Source organism: Gloeothece verrucosa PCC 7822 (genome assembly GCF_000147335.1).
Lineage (GTDB): Bacteria > Cyanobacteriota > Cyanobacteriia > Cyanobacteriales > Microcystaceae > Gloeothece > Gloeothece verrucosa.
In genome coordinates this window covers 3,860,001-3,874,206 of the sequence record NC_014501.1, presented here as the reverse complement: position 1 = coordinate 3,874,206, position 14,206 = coordinate 3,860,001, and the positions used below count along the sequence as shown (strand labels likewise).

The window sequence follows — 14,206 nt, the reverse complement described above, 5'->3', positions numbered from 1 at the left end:
TTCTGCTATATGCTCAATCATAACTCTCGGTTCACGGGTTTATAGGATTTCTTCTTTTCCTTTAATTTTCTTCCTCATAGGAAATTGCACTTTCTCTAATTCTGGCAAAGCGACTAACTCGCGTTGTTTTTCCTTAACTGGGGTAGGCATTAACATCGGTAAGGGTTCAGGTTGTTCTAACCAATAACTGGCCACTGGTAGGGTATTTTCTAAATCTTCTAACAATCTGGGGATCACCATTACCGCGTGTAATTCGCCAATGCGTTCAGCTTCCTGCATTCCTACTTCGATGGCCACCGCCACATTAGCAATAGACCCTCGAATAATAGCCGTACATAATCCATCCCCAATAGTCTCATAAGAGGCTAATTGGACATCAGCCGATTTTAACATGGCATCGGCTGCCCCTACCATGGCCGGAAAGCCGCGTGTTTCCAATAAACCGATGGCCCGGTTACTCAAGCGGCTATAACCCTTTTGTTGTTGGGCCACTTCCGCTAGACGAGTTCCGATGGGAAAAATCGCCTCTAAATTGGGCATCGGGCGAGGAATCACCAATTTAGAGATTAATTGGCCAAACTGTTCGGCGGTTTTTTGCCCCTTCTTCTACCGCTAAACGGACATCAGCAATGGGACCTCGCACAATAGCCGTACAGTGACCCCCACCGATTTTTTCATAGCCCACTAAGGTCACTTCTGCTGATTTGAGCATCATATCAGCCGTTCCTACAATAGCGGGAAAGCTTGTGGTGGACACTAACCCAAGGGCACTATCTCGAGATTGTATTCGTTTTTTCATGGGTTGTTGCGAGGGGGCAGGGGTTGAACTCGAATGATGAATCGGTAGTTTAGCCATTAAAAGATAATTTTAGTTTAATTGTGAGAAACCTGCTGGTCTAGTCTATGGATGCTATTATCTAGTTTATCGTGTAGCCTTTAATTAATGCTTAAGATTTATCATCAATTTTATAAGTTACCCTAATTTCTACAGATGAATCGCGCGATGGCAATCATGCTAAGATTGAGAAAGGTAGTAAACGGAAAAGCTATGAGACTCACCACTCTAGCTGGAGTCCCCACACCGTATTTTTAGATGGTAATGAACGAAAAACCTGAAGAAACTTCCACTAATCTCAAAGAAGAAGAAGCCGCCGAATTACTGCGCTCGCTCCTCCATAAGCAAGGAAACTGGGTTGATTGGGGAAAAGCTTGCTATGCTTTACAAAAAGCCGGATATAGTTCCCAAACTATTTTTGAACAAACTGGCTTTCAAGGCAGTCAGCAAAATTTAATTATTGTCGCCTCACAGGTTTATGAGAGTCTCCTCAATGAGGAAGTATCAGCAGAAACCTTGACCTATTATCAAGGCCCTCGTAGCGACATTTTATATGAATTTCGTATTCTAAACCAACAACAACGAGCATCGGTGGCAGAATTAGCCCGAGAAAAAAAATTAGACCTCGATGAATCTCGTGAGTTAGCTAAAGCGGTACAAACTTATGATCGCTTTCCCCAGTTGCCGGCAGGGTTTGAAAAACATCCCGGAGATGCAATGGCTTATCAGTGTTGGAAAGCCGCTAGACAAAAAAAAGACCTTCAAGCTCGTTCCCGTTTAATTGCTAAAGGTTTGAAGTTTGCTTACTCTTCGGGTGCTAGAGAAGCTTTAGAAAAACTCTTGCTTGATTTTACGGTGGTTTCAACTCGCACTGCGCCTTTGATGCCAGTCTATAGGTTAGAACAAGAAACTGAATTAGCCCGTATTATTCCCTTGGTGGGAGTTTTACCGCTAACGGTGGAAGCTCTAGCGGCACTCACCCCGATTGTGGCTGAAGGACCTTTTCAAATCGTCCGCTTAGATCATCAGGCGACTATGGTTCCTATTCCGGGCTGGCAAGTGATTTTAAAAGCCCAAGAGCCGGTAGCCATTCTCTGTTCAAGCGAACAATTGCCTAAACCTTTACCCGGAAAAGCCGAAGAGGTTTTAGTGGTGGTGGAGCGAAATTTAATTGAGTGGGATGTCAATAATTATTACCTGATAGAACAAGAGGGAAATTTAGTCTTTCAATGGTTTGAAGAAGACCCAAATATTCCCTTACTCGGTCAAGTGATTCTAGTGATGAAACCTAAGAAAATCTTTGATGAAAATAATCTTCTAGAACCTTGGCAAATGGATGATTAAATTGCCAAATATCCGTAGTTCTTTATGTCGAACAAAAGCCATTTAAAAAACCTTGATGCTCTCCGAGGAGCGGCGGCTTTTTACGTAGCTTTAGCTCATTTTATAGATGGGCTAAAGTTTTTCCCTCATTCTCTCCAAACCCTGTGTTTTTCCTTTGGGCAAGAAGCCGTTATGCTTTTTTTCTTGCTCAGTGGATTTGTCATTTATTGGTCGGTTGAACAGAGTCCTAATTTAAGCTTTAAATCTTATTTAATTAAAAGATTTCGTCGCATATATATACCTTTTTTTATTGCCCTTCTGGTTTCAATAACGATTTTTTATTTAAATGGATCTTTAGCCGATAAATTTAGCTGGAAAAATTTTCTTGGCAATGTTTTTATGCTACAAGATTTTGCTTCAGTGAAACCTGGAACTTTAGTTAAACCCTTTTTAGGGAATGATCCCCTTTGGAGTTTATCCTATGAGTGGTGGTTTTATTTACTCTTTTTTCCCGCTTATAAATTGTTACCTAAAACTTCCAATCGCATCTATTTTATATTGATTTTATCAATTATTAGTTTAGGGGTTTACCAGTTCATTCCTAATCAACCTGCTCTCTGGTTATCTTACTTTATTATTTGGTGGGCAGGATTAGAATTAGCGGAGATTTATAAGAGTCAAGGAAAATTTACCTGGCAAAACTGTACCTCAATTTTTTTATCTTTGTTGGTGATGCTGAGTTTGTCATTGATGCCGGTTTTATATACTAAAGAAATTCGATTTGGCTACTATCCCTTTTTAATTTTTAGACATTTTTTTGCGGCTTTCTTATTGTTAAGTTTTGGCTTGATTGTGTTTCAAAAAAAATTTTGGTTTATGGAAAAATTTTTAGCCGTATTTGCGCTCATTGCACCGATTTCTTACGGACTATATATTTTTCATTATCCGATTTTAAAACACAGTCATTTAGAGCAATATTTTTCTCATGTTTGGCTTGGATATATCCTCGAGGTTGGGCTAATTATCGGATTAGCTTATGTGGTAGAGCTAAAAATACAACCTTGGATTTATAAATGGTTGAAATAACCAGGTGCGCTGAAAATACTATTTTGGCTTGGTTTTCCAATATTTCTTAAAGAATCAGGCTAAACTCTTCAGTACCAAAAACGCCATAACCTCCCTTGACTTTCCCTTGGTATAGCGCCTGTTGCGCCGCTTGATATAAATTTTGTAAAGTCTGGCCATTAAGAGGATACTCAGCAACACCCACAGTAAGTTTAACTTGAAAACAGTGATCTAAAGCATCAGTAAACAGTGAGTTTGAGCAAAGAGCTAAAAACTCTCTGGTTCGGGTAATTCCCCCCTGTAGATCAATATTATATAATCCAAGAACAAACTCTTCGTTTCCCCAACGGGCAATAATATCCTCATATCTAAAAGTCTGCTGTAAGATTTTTGCTAAACCTCGCAAAACCTGATCCCCAACAGCATGACCATATAGCTCATTAATCTGTGACAAATTCTCTATATTAAGAATAATAAAACAACAAGGCTGTTTTTGGCGTTGTGCTAAATGCAGCATACGAGTGATTTCTTGAATAGATTTGCGCCGACTGGCAACACCGGTTAAACTATCTACATCAGCTAATTGGCGGCGTTGGCGTTCTCGTTCTAAACGGTTAAGAATGCGGCTAACCAAATCAGAATCAACAATCGGTTTATAAATATAATCATCTGCACCGGCTTGAAATCCTTCACGCACTACCTTAGCCGAAGTATGAGCCGAAAGAAATAACACCGGTAACTCATGCCAATGGGGATCATTTCGCACCACCTGGCACAAATCTATGCCGCTAATTTCTGGCATTTCAACATCCAGAATTAGGAGGTCTGGATTAGTTTGTTCTAAAGTCTCCCAAAATTGTTTCGGGTCTTGGAGTAATGTCAGGGTAAAGCCCCAAGGTTCCAAATAAGTTCGCGTGATCTCTAACAAGTTGGGATCATCGTCTACAATCATCAGTTTAGCTGTGGGTAGACAACCGGGTTGTACCACTTTGACGATCGCTTCAACAATGCGCTCAGGAGCAAGAGGTTTTTGCAGAAAACCTACTCCCCCTAAACGAGCCACTTTCACCCGAAATGAAAAATCATTTTGAGCCGTCAACACAATGGTAGGAATAGAAGGAATTAATTGGCTCAGTTCTTGTAATAGTTCTAGCCCATTTTCTCCTGTATCAGGAAAGAACAGATCTAACAAAATTACATCAGGCTGAAAACTGGCAATCGCTCTTTTGGCTTGAGATAAGTTACAAGCAATCTCAGATTTTAATCCCCATATTTTTGCCTGAGTTGCTATGGCTTGAGCTAGGGCAAAATCGTTATCGACAATTAACAATTGATAATCTTTTCTTTGATAAGGATGACAAAAACTTAAGGCTTTTACATCTAAATTCGTCTCTTCGTTGTTCTGGTCTGTCTCTAGTTTTTGTCTTAATGTTTTCACCAATTTTAAAAGATTTTCTCGGTCTATTTGATTAGACCCCCTCTCCATTTTTAAAACTCGTTCTATTTCACGAGCAATTCCTGAAGCTTGTTCAAATCCAAAACTGCCAAGGGCACCCACTAGCGTGTGAGCTTCAGTAATGGCTTGTTGTCTATTGACTCCATTCCCATCGGTTAGATGGTTAGAATTAACCACTTGTTCAATAAATTTTACTCGATTAAAATATCCCTCTCGGTGTTGGTTCCAGAGTAATTTAATGGTTTGATCAACTAGATTGGAAGTGCCTGAATTGTTAATCAGGTTGGGGTGCCGAACGAGTTCCGCACTTTCTTTGTCGTTTTCTTCTAATGCCGCTTGTGCGGCGTTAAGGATAGTCCCATTGAGTCGATAGCCGAGTCCATAGACGGTTTCAATCAAATTAGGAGAAGCTCCGGCTCCTCTGAGTTTTTGTCTAAGGCTTTTAATTTGGGTTCTAACGGCATTTTCTGTGGGGGATTCATCAAAAGACCAAAGATGTTCAATCAGGGCGCTTTGACTAAAAATGCGGTTCCGGTTCCTTAAAAATAGTTCTAAAATTCCATATTCTTTGGCTGTTAGATGCAGGAGTTGCCCTTGGTAGCTCACTTGACAACTACTAGGATTAAGGTCTAACGGTCCCCATTGTAAAAGGGGAGTTGAAGACAAACCCCCCCGACGTAATAACGCACGAACTCGGGCTAACAATTCTTGTATATTAAAAGGTTTGACCAGGTAATCGTCTGCCCCTGCATCTAGTGCCCTGACTTTGTATGTGGCATCGTCTTGGGCGGTTACCAGAAGAATGGGTGTAAGGTCTCCTTGTTTACGTCGCTGTTGGCAAAATTGAATACCATCAAGTTTTGGTAACATTAGATCGAGCATGATTAAATCATACTCAAACATTTCGGCAAATTCTAAGCCTGTTTGTCCGTCAGTCGCTAGATCTACAAGGTAGTGCTGACTTTTAAGTGCCCCTTTGATGACCTCAGCAAGGTTTTGGTCATCTTCTACCAGCAAGAGTTTCACGCCTTATTTATTTCTCCCTACATTACAAGGTCTTTATTAAGTAGGAGATAGCTTAAGTTATCTATTTTTGAGGTAAGATGTAGTTTTTTGAATCAAACTACCCTTTTGTGTCCATTGTCTTAGCAGATTTGTTGACAATTTCTTATTTATTAAATTTTAAGTCTCCTCTTTTATCGTACCCTAGGAATTACGGGCGTAGTGCTAAGTTTTGTTGACCTGGTGACACCGAACAATTAAAAGGCAAGGGCAACGAATGACTAACGACTAATAACTAATAACTTACTCGGCCCATTTTCTCAATAAATTAGCAATAGTTTTAGAAACCAGGTCAAATTCTACCGTTTTACCCTGTTGGGAAAACATTGATCGCCTAGCAGTCTCTAGATCAAATAAAATTTCTCGCTCACTTTCAGAGCGAATTAAACTTTGTACCCAACCGACTCCCACCAGTCGAGTGCCTTTTGTCACCGGGTCAACTCGATGGAGGGTTGAGGAAGGATAAATTAAAGCCGCGCCGCTTTGTAATTTATAGGCTTTTTCATCATCAGCCGATTCAATGACTAATTCTCCTCCTTCATAGTCTGAGGGAGGATTAAAAAAGATGGTAAAAGACACATCAGAACGCCAAAAACCTGATCCCATCAAAGCATTATCAGTATGAGTTCCGTAGGACATTCCCACATCATAGCGGCTAAATAGTAGGGAATGAATCATTCTCGGACGCACGGCTGTCTGAAATAGGGCGTTTCGGTTCAGTGCCTCTTTTACCTTCTGTGTTAATTGAGTTTGAATTTGGCCGGATTTTAATTGTTGATTATCTTTTACTAACTGAGCGTGCCAACCGGCGGTTAGTTTCCCATCAGCAAATTCTGCTCCTTCGAGGATAGAGCGAATTTCCTCTAGTTCGGATGCTGTCAACAGATCGGGAATGGTAAAAATCATTTTTGCCCGGTCATGCTTGAAGATGCTAATTCAATTTGCCCTACTAACCCATAAACTTCTTCAGTGGTTTTTACAGGTTTGTTAGGTGGCTCAACCGATGGCCAAGTTTTCTCGAGTTCATCTAATTTAGCCGCTATTTTTTTGGCTTCTTCTGGGCTTTTTTGTTGGATATCTTGCGATATATCTTTATAGAGGGTTTGAGCATAGGCCACAAAGCCCATTGAATCCTGATATTCTACGATTTCTACAATTTTGCCATCTGCGATCGCGGCTTGATATTCTTCGGCCGCCGTTCTGAGCATTTGGTTGATCACTTGTAGTCCAAATTCTGAAGACTGACGTTCTTTTTCGGGTATAGCCGCCATCGCTTGGTCGATCTTTTGAGAGGCTTCTTGGTACAGTTGTTTAACTTTGGGGTCTTTGGGAGCCGATTTGATCAAGTCATTGAGTTGATTTAGGGTAGATTTAAACTCGGGGACTTTACGCTCTTGTAGTTGGGGTTCTATTCCTCCGTATAATTCCTCTACAGGATGACCAATGTGAGGAACGGCTTGTTCATATTTGCCTTTTTCAAGCAATTCTCCTGCGGCTATCAGATGTCCTTTCATTAATCCCAAGGATGTTATGTAATCCACATTTGGACTACCCGTACTTGCGCCTTCACCGCCTTCGCCACCTTCACCACCTTCGCCGCCTTGATCATCTTTATGGCCTCCGTGACCTCCTTGATCTTCGCCGCCTTCGCCGCCTTCACCACCTTCACCGCCTTGAGTTTGAGTGGGGGAAGGTTGTTGATTTACCTCTTCTTTGGTTTGTCCTCCATCATTAGAGGGATTTCCACAGGCGACCATCGTAGTCGCTAAACCAAGTGCTAAAAATATTTGTACTGGCTTTAATTTTTTTGTCATTGCCAAAGTTCCCCCTGAGAAAAAGACTAGAACAATAGATTAGTTTTGATGCAAATAATTGTCAATACTTTCTTGATTCTTATTAGTTTATTTTTTCATTAAGTCGGAAGCACATTAAAAAATCCCATACAACCGAGTTCTGCGGCGAAATCTTGATGAGGATGAAACATATAGCGGCCAGTATAAGGATAGGAAAATTCTAGGATATGACGTTCTGCTGTCCCCATAGTAATCACATCGGTTTCTTCATTGGGGGTTAATGTTCGCCCGCTACGATAGACTCGAAATAGATTAGCGTGGATATGAAAGGTTAGGGCAGGGTTATATTCAACCATATTGAGGACATATAAGCGGATCAGTTGGTTTTGATAAATAGGTATGGGATGATCTCGGTAATAGTTGGGAATGCCATTAAAAGCATAAAGTTCATTTTGCTCATCGTTGTTGATGTCATACGCTCCCATCACCATCACCATTTCATCAGCAGGTGGGCGACCTTTTTTGGGATCGACAATTAATAGGCCATATAGTCCTTTACTAATATGACGAGTTACTGGTGCTATATGACAGTGATAGGGATATAAACCATAGGGACTGACATTAAACTCATAAATCGTGCTTTTGCCATGCCGTACAGGTTTAACGCCATCCATGTCTTCAGGATGAATACCGTGAAAGTGGATACTGTGAGAATGTCCGTCTTGGTTATGAAAGATAATTCGAACCCGCTCTCCTTCTATGGCTCTTAGAGTTGGTCCTGGCACTCGTCCATTTAAGTTCCAACTGACAAAGGAGATGGCGGAATTGAGTTGTAGGGTAGAGCTTTTGGCAACTACTTCAAATTCTCGCACTGTTTTACCGTTTTCTCGTTTAAGAGTACCATAGTTAAAGTCTCTTAAGACAGTGATGGGGTTAAATCCCTCTGCTACTTCGGCTTTTTCTGGGAGGGGGGGAATTTTGACGGCTAGGGAGGAACGACGTTTCTGATAGCTCACAGCAATAGCGGCACTAGCTGCGCCGATTCCACTTAACCCCGAAATTAATAGCTTGCGACGAGTCCAAAAGGAGTTTTTACTCTCTTTTAGATCGGAAAACAATGTCATAATTGGCCATAGTTGAAAATTATTCGCTTTTATTTTATCAGAAAAATTTTCAATAACTCTTGGGCTTCAAAAGATATTAAGTATTTTAAACTAAGTCTAAAGGTAAGGGATAGGCACGCCGGCACTACCCCTAGATGGGCTATAGATGGGTTAAGCTGGTAAACGCTCAGCAATTACCGCATAAAAAGGATCGACTCCGGCTAACCCAAACATTTGTAAGAAAGCAGGGAGTGATGGCTGACGCACCACTACTTCCGGTTGACTAAAACCTGAGACAGCTTGGAAATAGCTTTTAACCAGTTGTACGCGGCTGCTTTCTGTTCCATCTCGCCAAGCGGCAATGGCTTTTTGATAGAACATTCGGTTAGAAAAGCTGATGATAGCCAGGCCACCCGGCTTAAGAATGCGGTAAATTTCCGAAAATACTGCTTCCGGATACTGTAAATACTGAACCGAGACAGCATTGAGAACAGCATCAAATTCTTGGTCATTAAAGGGTAATTTGGGGTTTGCGTTGATATTTTGGACAATATAATGATTTAGGCGCGGATTTTTGGCCAATTCCTCCTCATTTAGTCCGTGTCCTTCAACGTGAGCAAATACCATTTCCTCGGGAAGATGGGAAACCCAACTACTCATGAGATCGAGGATACGAGTATGGGGTTTGAGTTTTTCTCGATAGAGTTCACTCAGTTGATCAATAAACTGATCGTCAACATGGGTCACAAACCGAGGATAGGAATAAAATAGATCGTCTTCGGTTGGGTCTAATTTGGTACGTTGTTCAGGTCGCAACAGCATCAGTCTTTAACTATGATGAGAATGATTGATTGAATTAGTATGATTTTATTTTAGTGATGTTTGCCGGAAAAAAATTAGCTAAATTAGCTCAAGATACTAACGATAAGTCATGGTTAATTAAAAAATTATTTCCTCATAGTTAATAACTATTCTTCAAGGTAACCAACGCGGCTTAAAACCTGGATTAAGTTCTTCGGGAAGAATTTTTACTAAGTTCTGTTCTGTCACCTCTTCTGGTAAGGGAAGTAACCAAAGACGGCCATCAGCAATTCCCTGTCCTCCTTGTGTTACCAAGTTATTTTTAAGATTTAAAGGAGTTGTGACTAATTGATCAAATAATAAAGCCACTCCATCGGGAGACATACTCATCTGTACATCTCGATAATTAGGTAAGGCTAAAAAAGGAATATCTTTACCGGTTTTTAAATCCACAATAGAGAGAAAAGGTTCTTCTCTATATTTTTCTTTTTCCTGTTCAACTAAATCGGTTTTAAGGCAATAAAGAGTCGTTTCTTGTCTCGGTTCAAATTTACAGCTAATAATAGGATTATGAGTTTGTAATAGCTGTTTGCCTTTTCCGTCCTTATTGACCAGCAATAAAGATCGGGTAAAATCTGAGTTATTTTTGACCAATAATTTTTGAGTTCCGTCTTTGGAAAAGCCAACAACTTTTTCATATCCTTGAAAAAATTGAGGAGAACCCGAGCCGGGCGTTAAGGGAATAATTCCGACTCCTTGATCTTGAGAAACCGCTACGGTTTGACCATCAGGAGCGACGATAAATTCATTGGCTTGAAGACCTAAAGGTCTAGGTTTTCCATCTTCAGGAATCACCCATAATCCGGCATCGGCTCGGTTGCGTTGATTTTCTCGTTCTATGACTATGGTTTTACCGTTATCAGATAAGTCAAACTGTAAGTTTTTATAGTCTTTGGCATCTAAAATCCGTTGCAGTCTGCCACTAGGTTCTCTTTGTTCTGATAGTAGAAAATTGAGTCCTGTGGTGACGGTGTAGAGTTGTTGCTGGTTGAGCCCTTCTGTTCCTTTACTGGGATCAAATGCGGCAAAAAGAATTTTATCGCCTTGAGGATAAATTTCAAAATTAGTGACCACTAAATCTTCTGGCGTTAAAATGACTTTTTTTAATTGAGTGGTGCTTTGATTGGACTGAATAATATTACATAAAATTAATCTTCCGCGTTCTTGTGCTTCTATGCCAATATAAGCAAAAGCTCGATCATGAGTATTAATTACACTGATAAAGGGTTCAATGGCTTGATTGCTGTAAGTAGGGGTGGCATCAGTCAGTTGTATTTCATATTTAGTGCCATAAATTGGCAGTTCAGTTAAAGTATAGACTAATTTTGGGCCGGACCAACTGGTTTTTCCGGGAAGAGGGGGATTGGTGACTAAATTTTGTTCGACGGTTTGAGGATTTACAGGACGATTAAATGAGAGGGTGAAGTAACGATCTTTTATACCTATCTGTTTTCCATCCCAACTAAAGTGAGTGACTTGGAAGGGAACTTGATCCCCTCGCCAGAGAATTGCAGTGATCGCCACAGCTAAACTGAGGATACAGATCATTACAACCCAATCAAAACCTTGTAAACGTTTTACTTGTAAACGCTTGAAGCGTGGCAGTTTGAATTTAAGTTTAGGAATTGATTTCATCGATTATCACTCCTCTAGAGGAGCGGGGGGGTTAAAAAGGAATCAAAAAAAAAGAATGATGTAGATAGGTTATTTTATCTCATCACTCATGACTTATGATAGTTGCTTGTTGATCCTTAGTGGATTTATTTTTTCGGAGAGAGCAACATCATCATATTACGTCCTTCTTTTTTGGGAGCTTGTTGGACTTCGGCAATTTCCTGCAAATCGTTTGCCATTCGTTGGAGTAATTCTTCTGCTAAATTAGCGTGTTGAATTTCTCGGCCTCGGAAGGTTATCGTTGCTTTTACCTTGTCCCCTGACTTCAAGAAACGTTGCGCTTGATTGACGCGGACATTATAGTCATGGTCGTCAATTTTGTAACGCATTTTTACTTCTTTGACATCAGCCGTATGTTGTTTCTTTTTAGCTTCTCTTGCTTTTTTCTCTTGTTCAAATTTATATTTACCGTAATCCATGACTCGGCAAACTGGAGGATTGGCCGTTTCACTGACCAATACTAAATCCAGTTCTTTCTCCTCGGCAATTCTTAACGCCTCGTCTGGTGTCATGATGCCAATTTGCGAACCATCATTATCGATGACCCGAATTTGTGGAAAACGGATTCTTTCGTTTATTTGGGGTTGATCGCGCTGAGGGCGTTTAGTATTATTTATCACAGGTGTTTGTTTATCGCTCCAATCAGTGAAATTAGCTAAATGAGTTAGATGGATAATTTATTTGCTATTTTACTAGCTGTAAATGCAAGTGTCTGTATTCAGTAAATAAGTGTATTAGAATTGTACCTTAACCCCTAGAAGGTAATGGTGGTACATTATATCGATTATCCCCCTACCAAGCCCGAGCGGCTACTACAATTAAAGAAAAGTAAAGATTTATTGGGGGAGTTGAGAAAGTTGTGACTATTGCTGAAAATTGGGAACAGCGAATCGGCTATCAACGGGATTGGGTATGGCGCGGTTGGCAAGTTCGTTATTCTTATAAGCGTTGCGAAGCTGAAAATGATAAGTTATATCCCTCTGTAATTTTGATTCATGGTTTTGGAGCCGCCATTGAACATTGGCGCAATAATATTGGGGTTTTAAGTCAACGTCATCGAGTTTATGCCATTGATCTACTGGGTTTTGGCGCTTCCAGAAAAGTCTATACTAATCTTACCGTTGATTTGTGGGTAGAGCAAGTTTACGATTTTTGGCGAACCTTTATAGGAAAACCTGTGGTCTTAGTTGGTAATTCTTTAGGGTCATTGGTTTGTGTTGTTGCTGCTGCCAAACACCCGGAAATGGTTAAAGGCATTGCTATGCTCAGTTTACCGGATTTTTCGGCTCGGCAAGCGGTTGTCCCCCAATGGGTGCAGCCTATTGTGGATAATATAGAACGGGTTTTTTCTTCTCCGATTTTTATTAAACCTTTGTTTCAATTTTTGCGCCGTCCAGGGGTCATTCGTCGTTGGGCCAGCATTGCTTATTATGATCATAAGGCTATTACAGACGAGTTGATAGCTATTTTAGCCGCCCCTCCCCAAGATGAGGGCGCAGAGCGAATGTTTTGTCTTTTATGTCAAAGAGTTTCTAATCCTGAAGTTTTTCCTTCTGCTAAAACGATTTTAGAGCGCTTAGATCTTCCTATGTTATTAGTTTGGGGCCGTCAAGACAGAATGGTTCCTTTTAAGTTAGCTCCCTTGTTAGCGGCAAAAAATCCTCAAATTAAGTTGGTTGAACTAGATCACATGGGGCATTGTCCTCATGATGAAGATCCCCAAAGATTTAATCCAATTCTTTTAGATTGGTTAAAGGATAATTTCAGCTAGTGACTCAATACAATCTGAGTGAGAAGAACTTTACTAGCAATCCTTGATCATCTCCTGCCAACAGACTCAATGATTAGCGGATCGTTACAGAGCGAGTATTGATGGGAAGCGATTCCAGAGAGTCCGATAAATTTGGGCTTTTTTCAAACTTCAATGTTTTTTGATTTAGGGAACAGGGCATCTCTTGACGGCATCTTCCACAAAAATAATACAGTCTTCCTTGACTGTAGTGTCGTAGCATTGAAACAGCGCAAATCGGGCAAAGACTCATAGATTTTTAGGCAGTTGATTGAAGGAACAATTTTTTAAGCTTTGAAATTTGGTGCGTTGATTAGGTTTTTGAAAAGGGGAGCAGGTAGCCTCGGGCTATTAATTCATTGTAGAAACTATCTGTTAGTCCTCGACAATCAGCCCAGACCTTTTGGCGATCCCCCTGAGAACTCAGTTCTACCCTGTCCCAATATTTCGGGTCTTTATAGGTTTTTTCATAACATTTGAGGTCGTAATTGTTCATAAATTTTACCTCCTTGTTTCTCTATTCTAATTGTTTTCATTTGGCTCTACAACAATTTATCTCAAACTGTAATTTTATTTAACGTTTTTTCGCACCTGCCCTGACACGCCATTTGGGCTAAAATAAATAAATCTTAAACTTTTATTTTTTGTATCCTAAACAACAATATTTAAACCCGCTTTTGTGTTTATGATATTTGATAAGTAACAAGACAAAAAAGAAAAGAACTGTTAAAAAAAACAACTGGGATCAATAAAGTGCCGATGAACAAGTAGAAAGCCGGTAACAGGGACCGGAGCAATAAATAATTTGAGAGATTACATTTCACGGGTACGGGTAGCCTTTACAGATGTCAGTGGCCCTTATAAAGACAAGCTTGGCAAGTTAAGCCAAGTTAACATAATCAATCAGTTGAGGAAAAAACTGTAAAAAGTCTTCTTCGAGTTGAGAATAATTCTGAATCAAATCCTCTAAAGCAAAAGCTATATTATTAGTTCGCTTAATACGTCGAGAGAGGCGAGAGAAAGTTTGGTCTATTCCTTCAAAATAACGGTAAGAACCTAACCAGTCTTCTTGAATCATGCAGGGTAAAGCTTTTTGTAACTTTTCAGGTAACAACAATTGATGCTGTTCGAGCATTTGATAGGTATTAGCCACAAATTCATCTAAATCTTGTTCAGAATAGATTAACCAGTTTTTAGCCAAAAAGTGATCGTAATAAATATCAATAATTACTCCGGCAAATTTTC

At 40.1% G+C, this 14,206-nt stretch carries 12 protein-coding genes and 1 pseudogene (1 of these 13 running past the window's edge); 3 read left to right on the top strand and 10 right to left on the bottom strand.

All coding sequences use genetic code 11. The features are described from left to right. Positions 1-39: 39 nt before the first annotated feature. A pseudogene (ccmO, locus tag CYAN7822_RS17080) lies at positions 40-799 on the bottom strand (beta-carboxysome assembly protein CcmO). 300 nt (positions 800-1,099) lie between these two features. Between ccmO and CYAN7822_RS17075 the strand changes: the two are divergent. Together CYAN7822_RS17075 and CYAN7822_RS17070 are read left to right on the top strand one after the other, a co-directional pair. Beyond that, positions 1,100-2,179: a RuBisCO accumulation factor 1 gene (locus CYAN7822_RS17075; RefSeq protein ID WP_013323506.1), complete on the top strand. Its 1,080-nt coding sequence runs from the start codon at positions 1,100-1,102 to the stop codon at positions 2,177-2,179. Positions 2,180-2,203: 24 nt separating this feature from the next. Further along, positions 2,204-3,244, top strand: coding sequence for an acyltransferase family protein (locus CYAN7822_RS17070; protein ID WP_013323505.1), 1,041 nt, complete (start codon positions 2,204-2,206; stop codon positions 3,242-3,244). 46 nt (positions 3,245-3,290) lie between these two features. On the opposite strand, the gene CYAN7822_RS17065 is transcribed toward CYAN7822_RS17070, so the two are convergent. The 7 genes from CYAN7822_RS17065 to infC form a co-directional block, all read right to left on the bottom strand. Continuing rightward, a complete protein-coding gene (locus CYAN7822_RS17065) occupies positions 3,291-5,705 on the bottom strand; it encodes a response regulator (RefSeq protein WP_013323504.1) in 2,415 nt (804 codons plus the stop codon). Between the two features lie 279 nt (positions 5,706-5,984). Further along, positions 5,985-6,647: a Fe2+-dependent dioxygenase gene (locus tag CYAN7822_RS17060; protein WP_013323503.1), complete on the bottom strand. Its 663-nt coding sequence runs from the start codon at positions 6,645-6,647 to the stop codon at positions 5,985-5,987. Next, positions 6,644-7,555 carry a hypothetical protein gene (locus CYAN7822_RS17055; RefSeq protein WP_013323502.1) on the bottom strand — a complete coding sequence of 304 codons (912 nt, stop codon included), beginning with the start codon at positions 7,553-7,555 and terminating at the stop codon, positions 6,644-6,646. Before CYAN7822_RS17055 ends, CYAN7822_RS17060 begins: the two co-directional genes overlap by 4 nt. Positions 7,556-7,653: 98 nt before the next feature. After that, the gene (locus CYAN7822_RS17050; protein WP_013323501.1) at positions 7,654-8,658 is read right to left on the bottom strand and encodes a multicopper oxidase domain-containing protein; all 1,005 of its coding nucleotides are present in this window, start codon (positions 8,656-8,658) and stop codon (positions 7,654-7,656) included. A 150-nt stretch (positions 8,659-8,808) separates the two neighbouring features. Beyond that, entirely contained in the window at positions 8,809-9,459 is a 651-nt protein-coding gene (locus tag CYAN7822_RS17045; RefSeq protein ID WP_013323500.1) for a class I SAM-dependent methyltransferase, read from the bottom strand. Between the two features lie 153 nt (positions 9,460-9,612). Continuing rightward, entirely contained in the window at positions 9,613-11,133 is a 1,521-nt protein-coding gene (locus CYAN7822_RS17040) for an Ig-like domain-containing domain (protein ID WP_013323499.1), read from the bottom strand. 125 nt (positions 11,134-11,258) lie between these two features. Next, positions 11,259-11,789, bottom strand: a complete 531-nt coding sequence (infC, locus tag CYAN7822_RS17035; protein ID WP_041933806.1) for a translation initiation factor IF-3 — start codon at positions 11,787-11,789, stop codon at positions 11,259-11,261. 242 nt (positions 11,790-12,031) lie between these two features. On the opposite strand from infC, the gene CYAN7822_RS17030 reads away from it, so the two are divergent. Beyond that, the gene (locus CYAN7822_RS17030) at positions 12,032-12,943 is read left to right on the top strand and encodes an alpha/beta fold hydrolase (RefSeq protein WP_013323497.1); all 912 of its coding nucleotides are present in this window, start codon (positions 12,032-12,034) and stop codon (positions 12,941-12,943) included. Between the two features lie 331 nt (positions 12,944-13,274). Here the strand turns inward: CYAN7822_RS17030 and CYAN7822_RS17025 are convergent, their stop codons facing one another. Both CYAN7822_RS17025 and CYAN7822_RS17020 read right to left on the bottom strand, forming a co-directional pair. Continuing rightward, a complete protein-coding gene (locus CYAN7822_RS17025) occupies positions 13,275-13,457 on the bottom strand; it encodes a hypothetical protein (protein WP_013323495.1) in 183 nt (60 codons plus the stop codon). 384 nt (positions 13,458-13,841) lie between these two features. Next, positions 13,842-14,206 carry the 3' portion of an acyl carrier protein phosphodiesterase gene (locus tag CYAN7822_RS17020; RefSeq protein WP_013323494.1) on the bottom strand. The gene runs 217 nt beyond the window's last position, so the window shows 365 of its 582 coding nt (coding positions 218-582); its start codon lies off the right edge, out of view; its stop codon occupies positions 13,842-13,844.

Excerpts from the sequence above, each read along its gene's own strand:
- CYAN7822_RS17070 (WP_013323505.1), top strand. The coding sequence starts at position 2,204 with ATGTCGAACAAAAGCCATTTAAAAAACCTTGATGCTCTCCGAGGAGCG.
- CYAN7822_RS17040 (WP_013323499.1), bottom strand. The coding sequence starts at position 11,133 with ATGAAATCAATTCCTAAACTTAAATTCAAACTGCCACGCTTCAAGCGT.
- CYAN7822_RS17060 (WP_013323503.1), bottom strand. The coding sequence starts at position 6,647 with ATGATTTTTACCATTCCCGATCTGTTGACAGCATCCGAACTAGAGGAA.
- CYAN7822_RS17050 (WP_013323501.1), bottom strand. The coding sequence starts at position 8,658 with ATGACATTGTTTTCCGATCTAAAAGAGAGTAAAAACTCCTTTTGGACT.
- CYAN7822_RS17075 (WP_013323506.1), top strand. The coding sequence starts at position 1,100 with ATGAACGAAAAACCTGAAGAAACTTCCACTAATCTCAAAGAAGAAGAA.
- CYAN7822_RS17055 (WP_013323502.1), bottom strand. The coding sequence starts at position 7,555 with ATGACAAAAAAATTAAAGCCAGTACAAATATTTTTAGCACTTGGTTTA.
- CYAN7822_RS17045 (WP_013323500.1), bottom strand. The coding sequence starts at position 9,459 with ATGCTGTTGCGACCTGAACAACGTACCAAATTAGACCCAACCGAAGAC.
- CYAN7822_RS17025 (WP_013323495.1), bottom strand. The coding sequence starts at position 13,457 with ATGAACAATTACGACCTCAAATGTTATGAAAAAACCTATAAAGACCCG.